Origin of the sequence: Botrimarina mediterranea (assembly GCF_007753265.1) — a bacterium.
GTDB lineage: Bacteria > Planctomycetota > Planctomycetia > Pirellulales > Lacipirellulaceae > Botrimarina > Botrimarina mediterranea.
Genome location: NZ_CP036349.1, coordinates 3,410,347 through 3,434,157, shown reverse-complemented (window position 1 = coordinate 3,434,157; position 23,811 = coordinate 3,410,347). Strand labels below are relative to the sequence as shown.

The window sequence follows — 23,811 nt, the reverse complement described above, 5'->3', positions numbered from 1 at the left end:
GCGGCTCAGCTCTGCCAGGGCCATTTCAGGAAGTTCCCTTGGCTGTTGAGCGCCGGACCATCGGGCTTGAGCAAGGAGCCGGTTTCCTGTGGCGTCGCATCCGATGACGGCGTCGGCGCGGCGTCCAAGCCATCGCGGATCGCGTCGGGGTATGGCAGGAGGTCCGTGGCGGGAGCGTCGCCGTCCGATGTTGGCAACGGTTGGCTCTGCGGCGTTGTGCTGTCGGGTTGCGTAAGGGGTTCGTTCGCCGCCGGGAAGTTCTCTGGTGGGGCGATGAGTTCGGTCCCTCCCATGGGGTTCGTTGCGTCCGCCAAGAAGCTATAGCCGCCATAAGCCCCACCGCCGAGCGCCTGGTACGCGTTGACGACCGCCGACAGTTGCTCTTGCTTGGTCTCGATCAGCACCATCCGGGCCTCAATGAGGTCGCGTTGCGCGAGCAGCACCTCCATGTACTCGGCGCGGGCGTTCTGGAAGAGCTTGGTGGCGTTATCGACCGAGGATTCCAGCGCTGCGAGCTGTTGCTTCTTGATCGCGATGCTCTGGCTGTAGTTCTCAACCTTGTTCATCAGGTTGATGACCTCGGTGTAGGCGTCGAGAACGGTGAGCTGGTAGTCGTAGACGGCCTGGATCTGAGCGGCGTTCGCGCTGAGGTAATCGGCCTTGATCGCCTTGCGGTTGATGAGCGGCCCGACGAGTTCTCCGGCCGCGTTGTAGATGAGCGACTCAGGGCTGATGAACAGGTACTTGGTGTTGAAGGCTTGATAGCCAACGCCGGCTGTGAGACTGAGCGAGGGGTAGAACCGTGCCCGTGCGACGCGGACGTCGAGCCCCCGTGCGGCGAGCTCGCGCTCGGCCTGGCGGATGTCGGCGCGGTTCTGTAGCAACTGCGACGGCAAGCCGGTGCTTAAGGCGTGCAGCTGGAGGTCGATGTAACTCGCCGATTGCCGCGGAACCGGCTGCGGATAGCGGCCCAACAGGAAATTGATGCGGTTCTCGGCCTCGGTGATCTGCTGCTGGACGATCAGCTTCTCGCTCTGGTTCTTGCGGACCTCGGCCTCGAACCGCTGGACGGCGAGCTCGGTCTCGCGGGCGGCCTCCTTCTTGGCGATCGAGAAGTCGAGGCTCTGCTGCTGGATCTCGATCGTCTTGTCGAGGGCCATCATGCGATTGTCGAGTGCAAGCAGCTCGTAGTAGTTCTCGGCGACCTCGGCCACGAGCCGCGTGACGACGTAGTTCTGGCCATCGCGCGTCGCGAAGTAGCGGAGCGCCGCGGCGTCTTTGGCGTTCCGCAACTTGCGCCAGATGTCGATTTCCCAAGAGACATTCGCCGCCACGAGGAACTCGGGGAGCGGGTCGGGGAACGCCTTGCCGTTGGCGAGCAGGTTCTCCTCGACGGCGCCTTCGCGCGAGTAGACGCTCGACTTCTCGAGGCCGGCGCGGGCGCCGAGATTGACGAACGGCAGGTACTCGCCCTGCCGCGCCATGATCTCGAAGTTGGCGATGCGGATATCCTGAGCGAGGATCTTGAGCTCTTGGTTGCCGACGAGCGCTTGATCGATCAGGCCGCTGAGCGTTGGGTCGTCGAAGAACTCGCGCCAGCCAAGCTGTGCCGAGCTATCCAGGCTGACCTCGCCGTTGAACGAGTCGGGCAGCGGCTCGCCCTTCTGCGCACAGCACAGCTTAGGGAGTCGGCACGCCGGCAGTGACAGCACGAGGCCGCAGGCCAGAATCACGGCCAGTGGCCGCGTGGAGCGAAATCTTGCCGGTTGGTTCATACGTCGATCCCTGACGTGAAGACCCGGGACGCTCCGACCCCGGGCGCCGACAGCCAAGCGGCCTGTCGGCGCCGAGCCATCGGAAGGTTGCTAGCTCGCCCTCGTCCTTGAGGGCGGCTTGTGTCTCGGTAGCACGCATGCTCCAGGCGGTTGGGGCGATCCCTGTGGCCTGGATGCTGTCGCTTGGCGGGTAGTGGAGGTTGGTAGGAGGCTGAAGTCGTGGCGAGTGAAGGCGGGCGCCGCGGCGGTTCTTCCAGCCTCTCACTGGTTCGTCCGCCCGCGCGATAACCCTTCATGGATTGTGCCGACGGTTCGGCGAAATCGGCTCTTGTGTGTTAAGCAAGGACGGGCACGCGAAATAGAATGACTTATTTGCGCTAGTCCCTTGGCAATGTGTAACGGCGCGCGTCATCGGCTCTAGGGAGTCAGTGGCGTTCGAACTCGAAGCGTTCGCTCAATGGCTGGTGGGTTTCATCCTTCAGCAACTTCTTGCCGTCGGCCATCCTTGCGAAGATGTAATAAAGGCCGGGGATCAAGAGGACGCCAACCACGGTGCCCACCAGCATGCCGCCGACCGCCGTGGCGCCGATGGTGCGGTTGCCGATCGCGCCCGGGCCCGTCGCGCGGATCAGCGGCGCCATACCGGCGATAAACGCGAACGAGGTCATCAGGATCGGACGGAAGCGGAGCTTGCCGCCCTCGATCGCGGCGTCCACGAGACTCACGCCTTCGTCGCGCCTCTGCACGGCGAACTCGACGATCAGGATCGCGTTCTTGCCCAAGAGGCCAACCAGCATCACGAGGCCGATCTGTGCGTAGACGTCGTTCGAGAGGCCCATCGCCTTGAGCAGCAGGAACGAGCCGAACAAGCCGACCGGTAGCGAGATAATCACCGCGAGCGGGAGCAGGAAGCTCTCGTACTGACCGACGAGAACGAGATACACAAACACCACGACGATCAAGAAGATGTAGATCGCCGTGTTGCCGCTCTTCGCTTCGTCGTACGAGAGGCCTTGCCAGTCGATGTCGTAGCCGCGCGGGAGGGTTTCCTTTGCGACCTCCTTAATCGCAGCGATCGCTTGTCCCGTGCTGAACCCCGCGGCCGGGGCGCCCTGGATCGCAGCGGTTGTGTAAAGGTTGTAGCGGCTGATTTCGTTCATGCCCTGCATCTTCACGAGCTTGGCGAAGGCGGAGTATGGCACCATCTCGCCGCGGTCGTTCTTGATGAACAGGTTCTCGAAGTCTTCGGGGTAGCGTCGGAACTCCGGCGCCGCCTGGACGTAGACCTTGTAGAACTGCCCGAAGCGGACAAAGCCCTGCTCCCAGGTGCTGCCCACGACGATGGAGAGGTTGCTCATGGCCTCGCCGATCGAGACACCTTTTTGCATCGCCACGTCGTTATCGATGATGATTTCATACTGCGGGTAGTCGCTGGCGAAGAACGTGAAGAGGCCCTTCAGTTCCTCTCGCTCCTCAAGGGCCGCGAGGAATCGATCGGTCACTTCGCCCATTCGCGAGTAGTCGCCGCTGTTGGTCTTGTCGAGCAAGTTGAGCGAGAAGCCGCCCGCCGCGCCGAAGCCCGGCACCGCCGGGGGCTCGTAGAACTCGAGCTTGACGTTCGAGATCTCTTGTCCGCGTTCCTCAAGCACCTCAATGATCTGCTTCGAGGTGCGTTCGCGCTCTTCCCAGGGCTTGAGGTTGATGAGGCACGTGCCGGCGTTCGAGCCACGGCCCTGGGTCAGGATCTCGTAGCCGGCGATCGACGAGACGGAAGAGATCTCTTCGAGCTCCTCGCAGATCGATTGCAACTCATGCGACTTGGCGTTGGTGTACTCGAGCGTCGAGCCGGGCGGCGTTTGGATGATGCCGTAGATGATCCCCTGGTCTTCCAGAGGGATGAATCCCGAGGGGAGCACCGTGTTCACGAAGACGATGCCGGCGCCGAAGGCGGCGACCACCAGCAATGTCAGCAGCCGCTGCTTGACGATCTTACCGACGAACCAGCCGTAGGCATTGGTGGTGCGCACGACGCCGCCGTCAAAGCCACGCAGGAAGAGCGTTAGGGGGTTGTAGCTGGTCTTCTGTTGGGGGTCGATCGGCCTCAAGATCATTGCGCACAGCACCGGCGTCAGCGTGAGGGCGACGATGCCTGAGAGCACGATCGACATCGCCATCGTTAAGCCGAACTGACGGTAGAAAACACCGACCGGGCCAGGCATGAAGGTCACCGGCACGAAGACCGCCGTCATCGTCATGGTGATGGCGATGATCGCACCGCTGATCTCGTGCATGACCTCTTGGGTCGCGCGGTAAGGCGACAAGTGCTTCGTGTGCATCTTCTCGTGCACGGCTTCGACGACGACGATCGCGTCGTCCACCACGACGCCGATCGCTAGGACCAGCGCGAAGAGTGTGATCAGGTTGATCGACAGGCCGAACAACAGCATGAAGAAGAATGCGCCGATCAGCGACACCGGCACCGCGAGCGTCGGGATCAAGGTGCTGCGGGCGTCGCCGAGGAAGAGGTAGACCACCAGCGAGACGAGTACGAAGGCTTCAAGCAATGTGTGCAGCACCTTCTCGATCGAGGCGTCGAGGAAGCTCGACACGTCGTAGCTGATCTCGAAGTCCATGCCGGGCGGAAAGGTCTCTGCTTTGATTTGCTCGATCTTCTCTTTGACCTCCTCGATGACCTCCGTTGCGTTGCTGCCGGGGGTCTGCTTAAGGACGATCGCCGCGGACGGGTACCCGTCGATGTCGGAGTAGAGGTCGTAGAACGACGATCCGAGCGAGACCTTCGCCACGTCGCGGACCCGCAGGATCTCGCCGTCGGACTTGGCTCGCAGGATGATGTTCTCGTACTGCTCGGGCTTGTCGTAGCGTCCGACCCAGGTGAGGACATACTCGATCGTCTGCGAGGTCGTCCCGGTCGCCTGCCCGAGACGGCCCGGCGAGCCGATCATGCTCTGCTCCGCCAAGGCCTCCATCACGTCGTCGGCGGAAACGCTATAGGCGCGCATGCGTTCGAGGTCGAGCTCGACCCGCATCGCGTAGGCGCGATTGCCAAGGATCGTGGGTTTGGCGACGCCTCGGATGCGCGCAATCTCAGGCAGGATGTTGACGTTGGCGAAGTTGTAGAGAAAGTTCTGATCGACGTTCTTGTCCGTGCTGAAGACGTTCACGTACATCAGCATGCTCGCCATGTTCTGCATGACGATGATGCCTTCGCGATCGACGATCGGCGGCAGGTTGTTCTTCACGGCTTGAACGCGGTTATTGACGTTCATCACCGCGACGTTCGGGTCCGTGCCGGGCTCGAAGACGACCTGGATCGTCGCTTCTCCGGCGCTAGTGGCGTCGGAGATCATGTAGCGCATGTCCTGCACGCCGTTGATCGACTGCTCGAGGATGACAAGCACCGAGTCGATCAGCACCTTAGCGCTGGCGCCGGGGAACGAGACCGAGACCACGACGCTGGGCGGCGCCACGGACGGGAATTGCGAGATCGGCAGCGTGACGATCGCAAGTCCTCCGAGGAAGAGGATGATCAGCGAGATCACGATGGCCAGCGCGGGCCGGTGAAGGATGCGTGCGAACATGGAGGGCGCGCCTACTCTGCCTTGAACTTGAGGTTTTGCAGCACGACCTCGGGAGCACGGTACTCGTACTCGATCGTGTCGCCGTCGCGGACCTGACGGACTCCCTCAAAGACGATCTTGTCGCCGGCGTTCAGCCCTTTCTTGATCAGGAAGATGTCGTCCTGCTCGCTATCGATGACGATTTCGCGTTGGCGAACCACACCTTGTGCGAGGTGACGGGAATCGTGGCTCTTGTGGCTGTGTCGTTCCTCATCGTCGTCATCGTCGTCATCATCATCGTCGTCATCGTCGTCATCGTCGTCATCATCGTCATCGTCGTCGTCGTCGTCGTCGTCGTCGTCGTCGTCGTACGTCGATACATGGGCGTCGGCTTGGCGATCATGATCGGCGCCGACACTGTCTTCGACGACGTAGACATAATTCTTCGCCAGGACCTCAAAGGTGGCTCGCTGCGGAATCACCACGGCGCCAGGCGTCGATCGGCTGACGAGCACCGTGCCCGTTTGGCCGTGCCTCAGTAGTTGTTCGGGGTTGGCGAAGTCGGCGCGGAAGGCGATGTTGCCGGTCTCGTTGTCGAAGTCGGCCTCGATCGCGCCGATGGCGCCGGCTTGCTCGAACCGCTTCCCGTTCGCCAGCACCAACCCGATCTGTAGTTTGTCGGGCTGGGTCTTGAGATTGGCCATATACTCGAGGTAACGCGACTCGGGCACGTTGAAGTAAGCCCACATCACTCTGTTGTCGGAAAGCGTTGTGAGGACATCGCCTTCTTCGACGAGGCTTCCCTGCTGACGCATCAAGCGGTCGATGATGCCGTTGAAGGGCGCCCTGACGTCGGTGAAGTTCAGCTCGGCTTGCGCCAAGCCCATCTGAGCGACCGCCTTCGCCAGCCGCGCTTGGGAGAGGGCTAGCTCGTTCTGCGAGACGACGTTGTCCTCGTAGAGCTTCTTGGTGTTGTTGAACTCGAGCTGCGCCACCTGCGCCTCGGCTACCTCGGACTCGTACCGGGCCTGATAGAGCGTGGGCAGAATCTTGAAGAGCAGGTCGCCCTTCTGCACGGTCTGGCCTTCGCGGACATGGATCGGTTCGATGTAGCCGCTCTCTAGAGCACAGACCTCGATGTGTCGGCAGGAGTGGATCTGGCAGACGTACTGCTGCGTGCTGATGACGTCGCGAAGTGCGGGGCTGGTGACGACCAGGGCGTGCGTCGGGTGGTGATGTCCCTCCGCATGGGCGTGCTCGCCAGCGGGTTTATGGCACCCGTGAGTAGCGAGGAGCGTCAGCGCAGCAGCTAGGGCGCGCATCGCGGTGGGTGACATTGTCCTAGCGTTGTGGGGCTTCACGAGATACCGGCAGCGGTGCGTGCTGCGTGGGGCCGCAAAATCGGAGGTGGGACAGACGCTTGCGCGTGGTTGCGATTGGTCAGTTGAACTCTCGCAACGCGCCGCGTCTTGTGTTTAGGGAGGGATGTTTGACCGACGGGAGGTGTAGGTCACTCTCATGCCGATTGGGGCAAGGAATCCCTGTCACAGCGCAGGATTTCATCGCCCGATAACTCTACGGCAGTTTCGGCAGGATAGGTTGCGGGCAACAGGGCGAGTTGCCTTACAAATTCTTAAGGTAAGGCGCCTTTAGTCCGCACATGTCGTTTTGTCGGGGCAAAAGAGGCCGTGGGCGTCAGAGGGACGCCGAGAAGGTTTCAATCGCGGCTAAGCGAACGCGCTAGCGGCGGGGAGGGAGGGCGTCACCGGAGGGGATCTCACCCCGCAAGAGCCGCCGACCCTGCCCAACCAGCCATAGGTAATGGTCGCTTGGGAGGCCCTCGTAGTCGATGAACGTCGATTCTCCGACCGGCGGCGCATTGGTGCACTTGAAGATCGCGGTCGCCTCGTCGACTTCGTCGAACATCGCGACGTAAGTCATCTTTGCGCCGGCGTTGGCGGCTTCGTTGAACTGCTTCCAGAGGAACTTGCCGCCTCGGCGTGGGATCTGGTTGCTGGGCGATTTGGGGTTCATGTTGTGCCAACTGAAGCCCGGGAAGACAACCGGAAGATAGTCGATCCCGTTGTCGTCGCACCACTCGAGGTCGGGCCGGGTGACTTCGTTGGCGTAGGTTTCGGCCCCTTCGAGATCGCCGAAACGCCCGACGGCCCAGGGGCTGACAATGTCGGCTTGTTGGATCACGTCGTGCAGCCGGGGGTCGTTGACGCAATCGCGCTCCATCTCTCGCCAGTACGACGGCACGCCGATCATCACGGCGAAGCCGCCGTACTCGGGGTCGTTCTGCAGGAAGTCAATGAGCTTTACGCACTCGTCGAGCGTGTAGCGACGGCCATCGTTGAAGCCGATGCCCCACACCGCGACGAGTGGCTTGCCGATGTGGTGTAAGTAAGCCTTGTCCTTGGTGTCGCGCCCGACTCGCATGCGGCCGATGAGCGCCTTCCAGTCTTCGATGACGACGCTCGTCTCGCCTTCGCCTAGACCGGATAGGTCGTACATCACCGCCCAAGCGCGGCCGTGGCGGTTGGCGCTTGCGCGGCAGTTGTTGAGAACCGTGTTGAAGTGGTAAAGGCCGTGGGCGCCACGCACCTCGCCGGCGAAGCGTTGGCAGAAGACGCCGTCGATGCCGTGCTCTTTCATCCATGCGAAGTGACGGTCGATGGTCGTGGCGTTGAGTGAGCTATAGACTTCTGCGGGCGAACCGTCGGCGTTGTGGAAGGCTGTCGGGTAGCGCTCGGCTTCGCTGAGCTCGCTGACGTCCGGCCAGAGGTCGATGGTGCAGGCGCCAGGCCTAAAATCCCCGCCTTTGCCCCAGTGATGCCAGCCGCGATCCGATCCGTCGCCCGGGCACGTGAACCATCCTTGATAGCCGCACGTCACGCTGCCGAGCAGTTGAGGATTTTCGCGACGCGCGCTCCGCCCACGGTAAGCGGAGAGTGTATGGTCTAGGATCTCTTCGCGCGTCGCGGCGCCGCTCATCTTGAAAGCGGGCGTCGTCTGAGCAACTGCTGACGCCGCCACAAGGGCGGCGGCGAACATCGAGGAGGCTACGAGCCGAATCATGTACGTGCCCATGTGATGTACGGCCATTGCGCAGGGTGAGCGTTACCGCAGGGAGTTCTACGGTTCGTAAGGATTGATGACGCCGTGACTGCGATCGGCCTTTAGACCCGAGGGACTTCGTAGCCCTTTCGCTGCTCGCGCGATGCTAGGCCGGCGGCAGTGTCGTCGCCCACGATGCGCTCGCTCTTGGGGTCCCAAGTAATCTTGCGACCCAGCCTCGAAGCGATCGCACACAGATGGCAGGTGTTCATGACCTGTAGGTGCGAGTACAAGTCGGAGACAGGCAGGCCCCCTTCACGCAGGGTGCGGTAGAAGTTCTCCCAGTGTCCCTCGTGGGGCTTGCCCTTGTACAACTCGGTGAGTTCTTCACGTCCGTACATGCCGGCGTCCCAGTCTTCTTCGACGGGAACGCCCGTGATCTTCTCCCGATTGACGAACAGCCGGCCGCGCGAGCCCTCGAAGAGGATGCCATTGCGCTCACGGCTGGTGACGTCGAATTCAATGCCGTTCTCAAAACGACACTTCACGGAGAAGTCGTGCGACGTGTTGTAACTGTCATCAACGGCGGGCATGCCATCGACGAACTCGACGGGGTGTTTCGCGCTCGAGCCATCGATCTCGACGGGGCCCTGCCCTTCGCTCGTTTGGCCGATGGCCCAGCTGGCGATGTCGATATGGTGCGCGCCCCAGTCGGTAAACTTGCCGCCCGAGTACTCGTACCACCAGCGAAACTCGTAGTGGCAACGCCGCGCGCGGTAGTCAACCAGCGGCGCCTGGCCCAGCCACATCTCCCAGTCGAGTTCCTTCGGGACCTCTTCGACGGGGAACGGCCCGCCGGTGGGAGAACCATCGATGCCGATCGTCACCTTCTTGATGGCGCCGAGCAGCCCCTTCTGCACCATGTTGACGGCGCGGAGGAAGCGACGTGAGTCGGCTCGCTGCTGCGTGCCGATGAAGAAGACGCGATCGGGATGCCTCTTCGCCGCTGCGCGTACGAGCTGGTTCTCCTCGAGCGTCAGCGTCAGCGGCTTTTGACAGAATACGTGCTTGCCGGCTTCGAGCGCCTCGATCGCGATCTTCACGTGCCAGTGGTCGGGCGTGACGATGCTCACCACGTCGACGTCGGAGCGGTCGAGAACCTTGCGATAATCGCTGTAGGCCTTCGCCTTGCCGCGGCCGATGTTCTCGGCGACACGGGCGCGTTCGGCGTGGTTCGCGTCTACGTCACACACGGCCACGATGTCGGCGAAGCGGGCGTGCTGACCCGAGTCGTGCATGCCCTGGCTGCCGACGCCGATGCACGCCATCCGCGGGCGGTCGTTCGCCGACGCATTCGCGAAGGCGGGCTGGCTGCTCAGGAAGTAGGGGACGACAGAAGCCGCGGCGGCGGATTGCTTTAAGAACTGCCGGCGTGAGTCGTTCATCGGGGGCTCGGTTCTCTGGCGTTGATGAGTAGCTGAAGGACGAGGCGACGCAGCGACACGCTGCTGGCTGACATGATAGTCACTTTCTTGGGGTGGTGGGCAAGCGTCCGCGTGGGGCTGAAGCGGTGGCTTATCTCACGCCGGGTGGCTAATCGTTGCCTCCGAGTTGCGGATTTTCGTCACGCAACGGCCCGTCCGTCGCGCCGGCGCCTGCCTTCGCCGCCAGATGCCGTTTCTCTGGCCAGGGTCCCATTTCGAGCTCCAGGACGCCGCCTTCCACGATCGCAGCGTGTCTGAAAAACGGGGCGGATAGGCCGTCGCCGTTTAGCTTCACCGATTGGACGTAACGGTTCTCCGGCGAATTGTTGATGGCGCGGAGGGTGAAGGTCTTGCCATTCTCTTGTTGGATCGTGACTTCATCGAACAAGGGCCGGCCGATCGAGTAAGTCGGGTCACCCGGTGAAACTTGATAGAAGCCCATCGCATTGAGCAAGTACCACGCCGACATCTGGCCGCAGTCTTCGTTGCCGGAGAGCCCGTCGGGGTCGTTGTGGTAGAGCGTCGTCAGGATCTGATCCACCAGCCGCTGCGTCTTCCACGGCTGGCCGACATAGTTGTAGAGGTAGGCGATGTGGTGGCTCGGCTCGTTGCCATGGGCGTACTGCCCGATGAGGCCGGAGATATCGACCGAGCTGTTGGCGCCATCGATCGTCGAGTCTTCGGTGAAGAGCTGGTCGAGCTTCTTGATAAACGGCGCCGGACCTCCCATGAGATCAACCAGACCCGGCACGTCATGCGGCGCGAACCATGTCCATTGCCAGGCGTTGCCTTCGGTGTAGTTGTCGCGGCGGTGCTCGGAGAATCTTGGGTTGAAGGGCGTGGACCACGTGCGGTCGGTGTTGAGTCCACGCATGAAGCCGGTCTCGGTGTCGAAGTACTGGCGGTAGCGACGAGCCCGCTCGAAGTACTTCTCGGTGTCGTCCGATTTGCCGAGCGCCGTCGCGAACTGGGCGATGCACCAATCGTTGTAGGCGAACTCGAGCGCCTGGGAGACCGACTCGTTCTCTTGGTCGCTGGGGATGAAGCCGAGCTCGTCATTGAATCTCTTGGCGGCCGGGACGAGCGCCGTGCGTACGGCGTCAGACGCCTGCGGGGCCACGTCACGGTCGTAGTGCGCCGAAGCGACAACAGCCCGGTACGCCTTCTCGACATCGAAGTCGCGGCGCCCTTTCACGTAGGCGTCGACGATCACCGGGACGGCGTGGTAGCCGATCATCGTGCCGGTGTAGTTGCCCGCCAGTTCCCACTTCGGCAGGACGCCGCCTTGGTCGTAGTGCGTCAGCAATGTGCGAATAAACGCGGCGTTGCGATCGGGGTCGGTGATCGTCAGCAGCGGGTGGAACGCCCGGAAGGTATCCCACAGCGAGAAGACCGTGTAGACCGGCTCGTCGGTCGCCGTGTGGATCTCTTGATCGACGCCGCGGTAGCGTCCGTCGGCGTCGGAGAATAGGTAGGGGCTGATCGCCGTGTGGTAGAGGGCCGTGTAGAAGATGACGCGCTGGTCCGGCGCGCCGCCCTTAACGTTGATTTTGTCGAGTTGCTTCTGCCAAGCCAGCTTGGCGTCGCTACGGACCTTCTCGAAATCCCAATCGGCGATCTCGGCCTCGAGGTTCTTCCGCGCGCCGTCATAATCGACCGCCGAGATGCCGACCTTCGCTAACACGACATCATCGCCTGCTTCGAAAGTCAGCACGGCTTGCGCGCCGCCTTCGGCCGAGACGCTGTCGCCCTGCTTCTCCTGCGTGTTCGCGTAGAGCTTCGCGGTGAAGGGCCGATTAAACTTGGCGTGGAAGTAGACGTAGTGGTGCTCGGCCCAGCCTCGCGACTGCTTGAGCCCGACGATCTCGCGGTCGTTGATAACCTTCAGTTCGGTGCGCGGGTTATGGTGCCCGTGGATCGTGTGGGCGAGGTCGATCACCAGCTGCGCGGGCTTGCTTGCGGGGTAGTGGTAGCGATGGAAGCCGGCGCGGGGCGTGGCGGTGAGCTCGGCGTCGATGTCCTCGTCGGCTAGATGAACGCGGTAGTAGCCGGGCTCGGCGCGCTCGTTGTCATGGATGAAGCGGCTGCGGTAGCCGGCGTCGGGGTCATCCTCGGGCCCGGGGACGACTTGGGCATCGCCCGCCGCCGGCATGAAGAGAACATCGCCCAGGTCGCCGATGCCCGTGCCGCTGAGATGCGTGTGGCTGAAGCCGAGGATCGAGCTATCCGAATGGTGATAACCCGCGCACGCGTCCCAGCCGAGCGTCCGCGTATCGGGGCTGAGCTGCACCATGCCGTAGGGCGTCGTGGCGCCGGGGAAGGTGTGCCCGTGGCCCCCCGTACCGATGAACGGATTGACGTAGTGGGTGTTGTCAGCGATAGCCGCCGAAGCCATCAGCGTAAAGACGGCGACGAGCGATACGACTTGTCGAGCGTTTCGGCGTGTGCAGGGTTCATCGTGAAGCATCGAGGTGTCGCTCATCATCGTTGTTCGTCTTCAGTAGCCGATACGGCGGTACTGTTTGGCTTGGCTTTCGAGTGAGAAATCAGCAGAGGTCGAACCGCCCGGAGGAACGTCGAACGTCAGCGGCGAGAGTCGGTAGTTGGTGTAGACGGCGGGGATAACTTCCGGTGCGTCGATAATTTCTACGTCCAGCTTGGTGGGATGGCGATGCGCCCGCTTCGTGCTGATGACAATGCGGTGAGGTCCGACAACGGCGCCGAGACGGGATTCTTCGTCAGTGGACGTAAGGGTGTATCGTCCATCGGCGTCCGTCTTGCCGCCTGAATACGGTCCTGTTTCGCCGTCCTCATTGCGGGACTGTGGCATAAATACAACACGCGCTTTGGCGACGGGCTGGCCGTCCAGCAGCACGCGGCCTTCGACCGGCGCAAACTTGAACTTGCTGTCGCCGCAGCCGGTCGTGACGCCAAGCAGAGTGAGCATCGCGCTAGCGAGAACGCTGTATTGATTGAATCGATACATCAGATGCCATCCTCCCCGGCGATGGTGGCCATCGCTTCGTAGAGTAGGCCATCGAGCGAAGTCGTGATGAACGCCACGGAACCATCGACTCGTAGCCAGTTGCCGCCGTCGCCAGCGTGCATTGAGCCGTAGGTGCGGTCGCACGCCCAGGACTCAGGCGCCGTGACGATGTTCCTTCTACAGTGATCCAGGTTGCCTGAACGCAAGAGTGGGTCGGCAAACGCCTCTCCTTTATTGAAGTTTCGATGGGTCACGGCCCACCATACTGGTTCAGGGTCGCCGTCACCTTCCCAGTGGTACTCACCGATCATTAACGACTTGCTGGCGCCATCGATCACGTTCTTCATCTTCTCGGGCTTGACGTTGTAGGCGCCGACAGCGTGTAGCAGCCCGCGATAGCGGTAGTTTTGCTTAATGACGGCCATCGCTGGATTGCTGGGAGGCCCCTTGGGGCTCGACCAATTGATCCACGCTCCGCCTGGTAGTTGTGTGATGACGCCTGCCATCGCTTTGTAGGAACCAGGCGCGGGCACTTGGTCGAGGTTGTTTGCCGCGAAGTCGGAGGGGCACTTCATCATTGCGAATTCGATGTCACGCACACGCTGGTTGTAGAGGCCGTCGCCGTCGGGATCGCCTTCTTCGAAATTGTGCTCAGTTTGGTCGTACCAGTCGTAGATCTGCTGCTGCTCAAGGAACGGCAATAGTTCGATCGCCCAGTTAGTGCCGTTGCAGTCTTCGTTGGGGCACAGAAAAGGGACTTGAGGCCGGTTGGCAGGGAGAACTCCCCATGTGCCGTAGGCCATCGCACCGGGGGGAAACTCCCCCTTCGTGGATTCATAGTTCAGCGCCCCGAGGCCGATCTGCTTCATCTGGTTGACGCACTGCGTACGCCGCGCCGCTTCACGGGCCGCTTGCACCGCCGGCAGCAGCAGGGCCACCAGGATGCCGATGATGGCGATCACCACCAGCAGCTCGACGAGCGTAAAGCCTCCGAGTCGGTATCCGCCGCTGTCGGAGCGGCTAACATCCTTCGTTGCGTTCGATAACGTCTTCATTCTTGCCTCTCCCCTGGGGGGCAGTGCCGGCCGTCGCGTTGGACGACGACCATGGTTCGCCACGAATCACGTTCAATTACGCTGCGCGTCGATAGTCTCATCGCAGCCGTCACGATCAGGACGCCGATGAGCAAGCCGGCGTCGGGTTCGGGAACCTCGAGCAACGCCAGCAGGTCCGCCGACGCGGCGTCGGGGACGTTGGCGCGGACGTAAAACCAGTCCACGAAATCGACGACGCCGTCGTAGTTGAAATCAGGCATCGAGGTGCGGCTGGCGTACCCGCCGACGCGGACGCCTTCGTGCAGGTATTCGGCGCCCCACGCCTCGACAAAAGCGACGACATCGTCGCTGTCGAGGTCGCCGTCGAAGTCGGCGTCGCCGTCGATGAGGACCGGTCCGCCTTCGGTGGTGTGGGTGCGGAGCAGGTCGAGGTACTTGTAGCCGTAGCCCTCGTAGGTCACGCCGGTGGTCAGGTCTGTGCCCGTCTGTGAGTTGTCGGTGGAGCTCGGTGGAGCGACGACCGTCGGCTCAATCTGGGTGTCTTCGTGCCACTCATTGAACGAGTTGACCATCAGCAAGTTGCCTGTCGACGCGTCAAGGTTAGGCCCGGCGGCGTCGTCGATCAGCGCCGTGAACACGCTCCCGGCCTGCTCGATGGTTTCTCCCGTGAAGTAGCGTCCCGTCGCACGGTTGCCGTCGCGGACGGCCTTGTCGTTGTAGCCGGGGGTGATGGCGGGGATGACCGTGGCGCCCGCCGCGGCGGCAGCGGCGTACTTCGAGTTGGCCTGCTGGATGTCTCCTTGCGACACCGTACCCGAGCTGAACCCCGACATGGCGAAGACGTCGTAGGTTGTCATCGCATCGAACTCGGCGGCCCGACCGCTGTTGAAGCCTGCGTCAAAGACCTCGTCGCCCACCACGTAGGGGTCGTACCCGTGCGTGGTGATCAACGCCTGGCGGGCGTCGTCGAGGGCTTGGCGTGCTTCGGGGTTATTGAAGTAGGCCCGGCTGACGTACATAAAGACCACCGGCCGGCCGTCGATGCGGTGGTAGTTGGGGTCAGAGAAGACGTTCTCGGCTAGGTACTCGAAGTCGGTGACGAGGTTCGAGAAGTCGGGCGTTTCAAAGCCGTTGAACCTGCCGGTCGATTCATAGTGAATCGCGTAGGTCAACTCGCTCGCACGGGGATGCGTGAGGATGTTCTGCTGGAGGACCACGTCCTCGATCGTGCCGGGACCCCACCAGCTGGTCGCCCACAGCGAGATGTTGCCCCGATGGCTTTGATTGATGTGCTCGGCGATCAAGTCGGCGTCCGAGCTCGGCGTGTAGCCCGCGAGCGGCGCGTGGTCCTCAGGGAGCATCCGTGCGCGGAGCGAGTCGTCCCAGTCGTGAGTGTCCCACCAAGGGTAGTAGTAGACGCCGACGGTCGCTTCGACGGCGTCAGCTTCACGGGGGGCGCCTAGCATCAATGTCGCCAGCAGGAGGGCGCCAATCCCCGTGGCACGGCTGAGCCGACTGAGCCGAATCCCACACGCCATGATGGCGGGCAAGACCAACATCGAGACGGCAACGGGCTCCGGAACCGCAACGGCTAGCTGGGCAGGTGCTGCTGTTGATCCGTAGGCGTCGCGCCAAGTCAGGTAGTCATCGTTGCTGATTCGTCCGTTCGAAACCACTTCGTTTGGTAGAGAGACCTCGGCGCAGAGGTTGTCACGCCAGACGGTGTAGTCCGCGGCGTTGACGGACCCGTCGTTGTTGAAGTCGCCGGGCAGCAGGTCGGCGGGCGCTGCGTTGGCGTATCGCACGTGAACGTGCTTGGCTTTCTGGGTGAGGGGGTCGGCGTACTCGGCTTCGATGTCCTCGTTGGCGCCCAACCGGAACACTGAACCAAGCTCCAGGACCTCGCCCGGCTGAACCGTGCCGACGCCGAAGGTCGCCTCGCTCAGGTCCGTCGCCTTCTGGCTGAGTTTGAGCCACGGGCTCACGGCGTCGAAATCGCCGCCGTTGTTCGCGTCGTAGTGGTCGGTGATCGAGAGCCAGTCGCTGGGGTCGAGCGATCCCGTCTCACTTCTGAGCCGCAGCCCTGCTAGGTCGATGCTCGTCGAACCGTAGGTGCGTAGCGTCGCGGCGCCGGTCGCGCGGTCGATGACCAGATCGAGTCGGCCATCGGGGCTGGCGTTCCACTTGCGGTCAAGGGCCGTTATCCCGGAGGCGAACTCTTGTGACGTCAATGCGGCGTCGTAAAGCTTGACTTCGCCGATGTTGCCGACGAATAGCCGGCCGATCGTATCGAAGGCCTTGCCGAGGGTGAGCGGGTCGTTGTTCGAGAAATCGCGCGAGGCCTGACTGCTGAGGTTGAAGGTTTGGCTATAGCCGTTGAGCGAGCTCGCCAGCGTGATCTCGCCATTTGGTTGGGACGGATCGTAGTTGAAGGCAAGAACCGTGGCCGCGCCGCTGTAGTTGTTCTGTCCCTGGTAATTGTTCTGCACTGTCAGGCCGCCCAACGCGCCCTGAAAGACGCCGTTGCCGGCGTTGTAGCGCATCAAGAAGGCGCCATCGCCGACGTCGGTGGTATTGCCGAGCAGATCGTTCCAGTCCGACGCCGCGGCGCCCGCGTCGCCTTTCGCGACGACCAACATGCTGAAGCCCGTCGGGTTCGGGCCCGCCTGGTTGAGCACGGCGTCCGATGCAGAGGGACTGAGCAATTGAAGCCGACCGTAGTTGTTCCAGCCGGCGCCGTTGAAACGCACACTCGGGAGGCCGGTGGGGAAGATGGAGTCGTCGTACGACAGCGACACCGATCCCGACCCTGCGGAGGTGTCGATGGCGTTGTGACCGTTGCCTGACAGGTCGATCCAGGTGAGCTGTCCGCCCAGGTCGACGAGTGAGCCCGGCGCGGAGGCGTCCAGGTGTTGAAACAACGAAGCGACAGCAGGTGAGCAAGCCATCGCCAGCGCCGCGACTAGCAACCGACAGCCCCGGGCGGCGTATCGCCAGCGTTTGCCTCTCGTTGCTTTGCGATGGAAGTTCATACTTCTCGGTATCTACGAGGCCTCGGTTGGCGGCACGGCTTGGCGCTGGAAGACGCCAGCGCCAAGCCTGCGGCGCCTCGCCTTTGGCGGGAGTTCACCCCACTCTCTCCTCACACTAAGGCCCTGTTCGATCGACGCATGCTGGCAACCAACGCCGCGCCGACGGCCATCGCCAGCGCGGCTGGTTCAGGAACGGCCGCGTAATAGACGGCGATCTGGCGGCCGGGATCGTCGCCGGCATTGGGCGTCGCGATAGCGTTCCACCAACTCAGGCCGCCGCCGGGATTCGACGCCGAGTAGGCGGCGCCATTGACAGTGATCTGGCTGAGCAGCGTGGGGTCGTTGAAGCCGAGGCCGTTGCCGTACTGGCCGAACTCGAGCGTATCGATTCCGGCCTCGAAGTTGACGACGTCGTACGCGCCGTCGCTATTGAAGGACGCGTCCCATACCAGGGTGTTGGCGCCCGGCGTTGCGCCGAAGTCGATAACCATGTTCGAGCCCGCGTTCGTCGCGAGGAACTCGACGCCTTGGCTGTAGCCGTTGAGGTCGAGTGTCGAGTTGGCGTGCCGGCCCCAGAGGTCGGTGGCGCCGGTGAGGACGTTGTCCGCGTCGGTGCGGACCGTCGCCTGATCGAACAGGTTGAAGATGCCCAAGTTGACCGTCGAGCCGGCGCCGATAACGAAGGCGCCCCCGCCGCCGTTGTAGCCCTTCTCGCCGGCGAAGTTCCAATTGAGGGTGTTGTTGATCACGATCTCCGCGTCGGCGCCGATCGTGACGAAGCTGTCCGTAAGCGTGAGTGAGTTGTTGTAGCTGGCGACTGCTGTGCCGAAGGATTCGACCTTGGCCGCGGTAACAGGGCCGTTGAAGGCGACGTTGTGCTCGCCATTCGTCTGAATCTTTCCGGTGACATTGAGCGCCGGTGCGATCGTCGAACTGTGGGCGCCTCCGGAGAACAGCGCGATGTCCGCGCTAGCCAAGTTGAGGATCGCCCCGCCGAGGCTGTCGGCGATGTCCGTGGCGCCGTTGAGCGTCAACTTGCCCCAAGTGACCGAACTACCCAGCAAATCGGGAGCGTTCGGCGCGGTCACGACGATCGCTTCGTCGGCAGCGCCGGGGACGCCGGCGCTCCAGTTCGTTGGGTCGCTGACGTCGCCCGACGTGACGCCGAGCCATGTCGTCGTCACGGCCTGGGACGGACTAGCGACAAGTCCTAAAGCCACGACCAAAGAGCATTTGCACCAGAAGCCAATCATGAGACCTTCTACCTCGGACAAGGCAAGCGAAAGCGAGGACAAGACAAGCAGCAGCATCAAGAGGACGGATCACACGGAGGTTCGACGGCGCGAGCGTCCGCACCACGCCACGCCCGTAATAGCGAGGAGCATCGCGCCGGGCTCGGGGATCGCAACGGACGAGCCGCTCGTCCGGCCGTAGTTCTGCGTCCAGAGCTGGTAGTCGGCGGGACCGACTGTGGCGGCGCCCGATCCGTTGCCATTCAGCGCTGCAGAGTTGCCGTCCAGGTTGTCACGGAAGACGGTGTAGTCAGCCGCGTTCACTTCGCCGTCGTCGTTGAAGTCGCCGAAGAGCGGGGCGTTGAAGACCTCGATTGCACGGCTAACGGTGGGATCGACGAGCGTCCAGTAGGCGTCGGTCTTCAGCGGGTCGTAGGCCGCGTAGGGGAGGCCGTTGATCGTGATCTGCGACTTCTTGACCTCGATGTCGGGCGAGCCGCCGCCTTCGGTCGTCGTGTCCTCGGCGGTCCAGAAGAACGATCCCAGCTCGCCGAGTTCGAGCGTATCGACGCCGACCTCGAAGTTCGTGATCTTGTAGTTGCCCGGCATCCAGTGCGACGCGAGCCAGCGAAAGGTATTTGCGCCGGCTTGTTCGCCGAAATCGACGACAAAACTGGTGGGGCCGGCGTCGGGCACCGTGGCGATGAACTCGACCGTCGTGCTGAAGCCGTTGAGATCAAGCGTATTCTCACCAACGCCGCCGCCGTCACGAGAGAAGAGGTCGGTGTTGGCGTCGAGCGCGTTGTCGCCGTCGAGGCGGATGGTGGACTGGTTGTAGAGGTTCACTGTTCCGAGGCCGGGTGTTGTCTCGAAGGGCCCGGTCTTGGTGAGCACGACATCGGGGCCGAAGGCGACGGTGAGGCCGTTGCGGATGCCGAGGTCGCCGTAGAACGCGGGACGGTCGAGATTGAGGCCGCCGTTGAAGACGATCGAACTCCCCTCGTGGTTGCCGGTGAAGAACTCGCTGCCGTCGTAGGCCGTTTGGGTGTAGTTGCCGTTAAACGTGAAGACCGAGTTGTTGTACGAGTGCAGCGTGTAGGAAGTGACGTCCCCTTCGAAGACAACGTTGTGGCCGTTGCGGGCTTCCATCACGCCGTTGGCGATGATGTTCGGGTGGATCACCGAGAGACGTTCGCCGCCCTGAGTCTCGAAGCTCTTGACGCCGATATCGACCCCGGCGCCGGGCGTGTTCAAGGTGATCGTGCCGGCGCCGGTTAGTGTCGTACCAACGTCGGCGTGATTCATGAGCATGTGGGCCCACTCCACGTCCGCGGCGCCGAAGTCCGCCAGCGGATTCGAATCGCCACCGTTGCGGAAGACGACGCTATCACTGACGCCGGGAAGGACGCCGCCGTCCCAGTTGGTCCCGTCCAGGGCATCGTCGCTGTTGGCGCCGATCCATTCGATCTGCGCTTGTGCCGGCGAAAGGCCGATGAGCATCAGGGCGATCAACGCTACCGACGTAGTTGCGCTACGCATCAGAACCCTCCTTCAAGAGTCGAGTGACAATGAGGCCGCAGATAAGGGACGCAGATTAGAAAGCCGCCAAGACCTGGACGGCCTGAACAGCACAGCGTGAACAGAGGAGTGAAGAGCGTGTCGGACGTTCCTTACCGGGCGGTCAGCAACGGGTGACCCCCCTTGAGCAACGCCACTCTTGTCGGCGGAAACGATCCAACAACTACGAACATACCAAAATTGGTCTACATTGCAACAGGTGTGGACCAATATTGGTAAAAAAGACGTATCGCTCTGAGGCGGTTGGTAGGCGGCTAGATCGCCCGAAGGCGAGTTCTGAAAGGCGATCGCGGCGGGCCTCGCGATGATTAGGCTGAAAGGCCGGCGCCGACACGGAACGTCATCGGCGGGCGTCGTCGCCTTGATTGGTGGTGGGTGGGTCCGTACTCTTCGCTTTGCGAATCCGCACCCCGGGCGGCCTCGCGGCTTGGCTGTAACGGTGACGCTGGCATGAAATGGGCCGATCGAAACTCGTACAACTGACCGACTTCCTCGAACGACGGATCGCCAACGGCGAATACGCGCGCACTGGCCTGCCCGCCGAGCGCGACCTTGCCGAAGAGTGCGGCGTGAGCCGCGCGACGTTGCGTAAGGCGCTCGGTGAACTTGAGCGCAAGGGGCTCGTTGAACGGGCGTCAAATCGGCGCCCCAAACCCAAGTCACAGGAGGGCGACAGCGCCGCGGGCCGTGAGATTGCGTTCTTGACGCCGTCGCTCGCGCCCGATTCGTTCTCGCCGGACCTTCAGCAATGGCTGTTTGTATCGGAGCACGTTGCGCGGGCGCACGACGCGCGGATCCGGGTGCAGAATTACTTGCATTGGGACGATCCGGTCATCACCGAGTCGTTGCGGCAGTTCGACGGCGTGTTCCTCGTCACGAACTCCGAGCCGATCCCGCAGTGGATCGCCAACCTGCTCGCCAACGCCAACGGGGTGGTCGCGTTGTCGGAGGACCTGACGGAGCTTGGCATCCCGTCGGTGGTCTTGTTCCCGCCGCGGCATACGAGCAAGTTACTCGATCACTTGGTGGGCCTGGGCCACGAGCGCATCGATTGCCTCAACGTGCAGGGGCACAACGCCATTACGATGGCCCGGATCGACGCCTGGCGGGAATGGATTGGGAAGCAGCCTGAGATAACCGGCACGGTTTACGACGATCCCTGCACGACCGACGGCAATATCTTTGAGTCGGCGATCGCCTCGGCGCGGCAGTGGCTGGCGACCGAAGGGCGTGGCGCCACGTCGGTGCTGTGCATCACGCTGCCCGCTGCGCTGGGAGTCGTCCGGGCGGCGCGGGAGCAATGCGTCGAGATCGGCCGGGACTTGTCGGTCTGCACGATCGACAACGAAGGGATCGGTCGGTTTATCAGCCCCTCGATCACGTCGTTCGAACGCCCACGTGCCGAGAAGTTCATCGCCAAGTGTCTCGAGTGGATCATCGCCGGCGGCGATCGCCAGAGCTGGGACCAAGAGCTGCTGCACGAACCCCGGAAGCTAGTGCTCTTTGAAGGCGAGTCGACTGGGCCGATTGGGGGCGCTGCTGGTTAACCACGGAGGGCGCGGAGAGATGGCGCCGGTTTGAGCTCTTTCATTTTATTTGCCAACGGCAGCAAGAGCCTAGAAGAACCGGACGCTAAGGCGTGCCGGCTGATTTTGTTGGCGAAGATTTATCAGCCGCGGGGCCTTAGCCACCGGTTTGTAGGAGGCGTCTGGAGACGCCGATTACGCGCACCGTGCCGATAGATAATGGTGCGCGTAATCGGCGTCGGAGACGCCTCCTACAGAAGGTCTTCTTGCGGCGTCGTCTGCTCCATCGGCGCGAGCCAGGCGTAATACAGAATCGCGAAGGCAGCTAGCGCAACGGCGAAACAGACGCCTGCGTGGGTCCATTTCTGGACGACGAGCAGCATCGGCGCCAAGAAGATCGCCACTTGGTAGGTCAGCGCGACTGGCAGCGCTAGAAGGTCACGTAGGTTTTCGGCGTTGATCGCTGCTTGTTGTGCCCGTGGCAAAAACTCGCGCTCGCGCCTCCACCATCCGAACGGTCTCGTCCGATTAAAGAAGTCTTGGAGCACGGCGGCGGGTGTCGGCGACGTTAGGCAGGAACCCGTGACCGCCGCGATCAACGAGACGACACTGATCACCAGCAGCATGCACCACTCTTCGTTCAGCACTTCGTAGACGGGTGGGAGCATTGAGGCGGCGGTTCGCTGCGCGAGCGCAGCTGTTAGGCCCGCGATCATGCCGGCCGCGTACCCAAAGCCGTTGAAGCGGCGCCAGTAGAGCGGCAGCATTTGGGGAAAGATCATCCCGCCGCCGAGCCCCATGATGATCCACGACCAGATGTCGTTGATGTTCGTTGCCGAGTAAGCAAAGGTGAGTCCCGCGGTGACGATGGCGAGGATGAACGCCCACGTGACGTTGATCTGCTCGCGCACCGGCGCCGCGGGACGCACGTGCTTCAGATAAAAATCGTTCGTGAAGAGTCCGGCCGCTTGATTGATCCAGGCGCCGAAGCCCGCCATTGCCGCCGCCATCAGCGAAACGATGACGAGGCTACGCAACCCCGGCGGGATAGCGTAGAGCAACACGGCGGGGACGACCCGTTCGGGGTTCACCGTCCCTTGGCGCGTGGTGAGTTGCAGGCGAGTTGGCCAGTCGTCGCCCAATGCCTGCCGGAGATCGTTGGTGAGTTCGGTAGGCGCCGTCGCACGAGAAGCGGCGATGCGAGCCGTGATCTGGTCCCAATCCCCATCGGGATAGGCGGCGTTGACGGCTGCGACCGCTTCACGCACCGCTGCGGGGTCGGGCAATGCGGCGCCCACTGCGACGACGCCCAGAACCGCGATCGCCATCATCGTCGGCCAGCGCACGGCGATCAGCGTGATCCACAGCAGGCTCAGCTTTGCACAATCGACGTCGCTCTTTGCGGCGAAGTACTTGGGGTCGTCGCCGGCGCCCATGCCGAACAGCACGTTACGCAGCAAATACAAGCCGGCGAGCAGCAGCAGCGGCTCATACGCTTCGTAGCCCGCCGGCATGGCGACGCGCACCGCGGGGAGCGTTGCTCCCCAATCCGGGTTGCCGGTCACCTGTGCCGCCACGTCCTGCAGGGCGGCGAAGTCGGGCGTCTGACTCACACACAAGTAGATGATCGCCGCAGCGGCTATGAGCACGATCAAGAACTGCAGCGCGTGGATGATCACCACGCCGTAGAAGCCCGAGAACATCGAGTAAATGGTCGCCGTGCCGATGAGCAGCATCGCGCATTGCGCCGGCGTTAGCGGCAGGAACATTGAAAGGAACAGTCCGGCGCTCTTCGCTAGGTAAGCGATCAGCCCCGTCGTGATGGCGATTCCGGCGACGACGCGCGCCAGCTGTGCGGCCCGCCCTGCCCTGTTGTCGCCGAAGCGAAAGAGCATCCACTCGGCGCTGGTGATACAGCCCGAACGCCGCCGCCATTTGCCGGTCCACAGCATCGTTACCGCAAGCACCAGCACGGCGCCGCCGCGGAACTCGACGAACAACCCCTGCGGCCCCAAGAGGAAGAGGAACGAGACGATGACCATCGAGCCGGCTAGGTCCCAGAAGTCCATCACCCCCGAGACGCCAAGCATCCACCATGGCATCGAGCGGTCGCCCACCAGGTAGTGCCGCAAGCCGGCGCTGGCGCGTCCTTGGAGATACACGCCGAGGATCAAGAGCACGCCCAGGTAGAGCGCGATAACGACGCCGTCTAGCGCGTTGAGGTAGGCGCCCGCCATCCCGATTTGCTCGTACGGTTCCCTAACGATGAGGGAAGGCGTCGCAGCACAGCCGCACGATCCCCGACACGGATCCCCAGACGCGGAACCCAGACGCGAATGATAGTTCGCTGACGCGGCCCGGTCGATCGGTTCTGGGGTCGGAACCGACGCCTTGAAACGCGCGAAATGTGGTTAGGTATTGCAACTGCTTTTAGCCACTTTTTGCCTGAAAATGCAGCGAAGGCCGGTGTTTCCTTGCGAGCCTCCAGGCGCTCGTTTACCGCGA

At 62.6% G+C, this 23,811-nt stretch carries 13 protein-coding genes; 1 reads left to right on the top strand and 12 read right to left on the bottom strand.

The genetic code is table 11. The features are described 5' to 3' along the window. Positions 1-5: 5 nt before the first annotated feature. The 11 genes from Spa11_RS13195 to Spa11_RS13145 form a co-directional block, all read right to left on the bottom strand. A complete protein-coding gene (locus Spa11_RS13195) occupies positions 6-1,733 on the bottom strand; it encodes a TolC family protein (RefSeq protein ID WP_231932926.1) in 1,728 nt (575 codons plus the stop codon). A gap of 467 nt (positions 1,734-2,200) precedes the next feature. After that, a complete protein-coding gene (locus Spa11_RS13190) occupies positions 2,201-5,374 on the bottom strand; it encodes an efflux RND transporter permease subunit (protein ID WP_145112967.1) in 3,174 nt (1,057 codons plus the stop codon). Between the two features lie 11 nt (positions 5,375-5,385). Further along, positions 5,386-6,690, bottom strand: coding sequence for an efflux RND transporter periplasmic adaptor subunit (locus Spa11_RS13185; protein WP_145112965.1), 1,305 nt, complete (start codon positions 6,688-6,690; stop codon positions 5,386-5,388). A gap of 403 nt (positions 6,691-7,093) precedes the next feature. Next, on the bottom strand, positions 7,094-8,461 hold the full coding sequence (locus Spa11_RS13180; RefSeq protein ID WP_145112963.1) for a glycoside hydrolase family 71/99-like protein: 1,368 nt from the start codon (positions 8,459-8,461) through the stop codon (positions 7,094-7,096). Positions 8,462-8,535: 74 nt separating this feature from the next. Next, entirely contained in the window at positions 8,536-9,858 is a 1,323-nt protein-coding gene (locus Spa11_RS13175; RefSeq protein WP_145112961.1) for a Gfo/Idh/MocA family protein, read from the bottom strand. 148 nt (positions 9,859-10,006) lie between these two features. Beyond that, positions 10,007-12,382 (bottom strand): GH92 family glycosyl hydrolase, encoded by a 2,376-nt coding sequence (locus Spa11_RS13170; protein ID WP_197529377.1) that lies wholly within the window; start codon positions 12,380-12,382, stop codon positions 10,007-10,009. A 12-nt stretch (positions 12,383-12,394) separates the two neighbouring features. Further along, complete coding sequence (locus Spa11_RS13165) at positions 12,395-12,883, bottom strand: DUF4198 domain-containing protein (protein ID WP_145112959.1); 489 nt, start codon at positions 12,881-12,883, stop codon at positions 12,395-12,397. Continuing rightward, complete coding sequence (locus Spa11_RS13160) at positions 12,883-13,938, bottom strand: DUF1559 domain-containing protein (RefSeq protein WP_145112957.1); 1,056 nt, start codon at positions 13,936-13,938, stop codon at positions 12,883-12,885. The genes Spa11_RS13165 and Spa11_RS13160 overlap by 1 nt, the downstream gene beginning before the upstream one ends. Beyond that, complete coding sequence (locus tag Spa11_RS13155) at positions 13,935-16,970, bottom strand: glycoside hydrolase family 99-like domain-containing protein (protein ID WP_145112955.1); 3,036 nt, start codon at positions 16,968-16,970, stop codon at positions 13,935-13,937. The genes Spa11_RS13160 and Spa11_RS13155 overlap by 4 nt, the downstream gene beginning before the upstream one ends. A 110-nt stretch (positions 16,971-17,080) precedes the next feature. After that, a complete protein-coding gene (locus Spa11_RS13150) occupies positions 17,081-18,154 on the bottom strand; it encodes a hypothetical protein (protein WP_145112953.1) in 1,074 nt (357 codons plus the stop codon). 138 nt (positions 18,155-18,292) lie between these two features. Further along, positions 18,293-19,741, bottom strand: a complete 1,449-nt coding sequence (locus Spa11_RS13145) for a hypothetical protein (RefSeq protein WP_145112951.1) — start codon at positions 19,739-19,741, stop codon at positions 18,293-18,295. Positions 19,742-20,235: 494 nt separating this feature from the next. Between Spa11_RS13145 and Spa11_RS13140 the strand changes: the two genes are divergently transcribed. After that, positions 20,236-21,327 (top strand): GntR family transcriptional regulator, encoded by a 1,092-nt coding sequence (locus Spa11_RS13140; RefSeq protein ID WP_145112949.1) that lies wholly within the window; start codon positions 20,236-20,238, stop codon positions 21,325-21,327. Positions 21,328-21,557: 230 nt separating this feature from the next. On the opposite strand, the gene Spa11_RS13135 is transcribed toward Spa11_RS13140, so the two are convergent. Beyond that, on the bottom strand, positions 21,558-23,543 hold the full coding sequence (locus tag Spa11_RS13135; RefSeq protein WP_145112947.1) for a sodium:solute symporter family transporter: 1,986 nt from the start codon (positions 23,541-23,543) through the stop codon (positions 21,558-21,560). Positions 23,544-23,811: the final 268 nt, after the last annotated feature.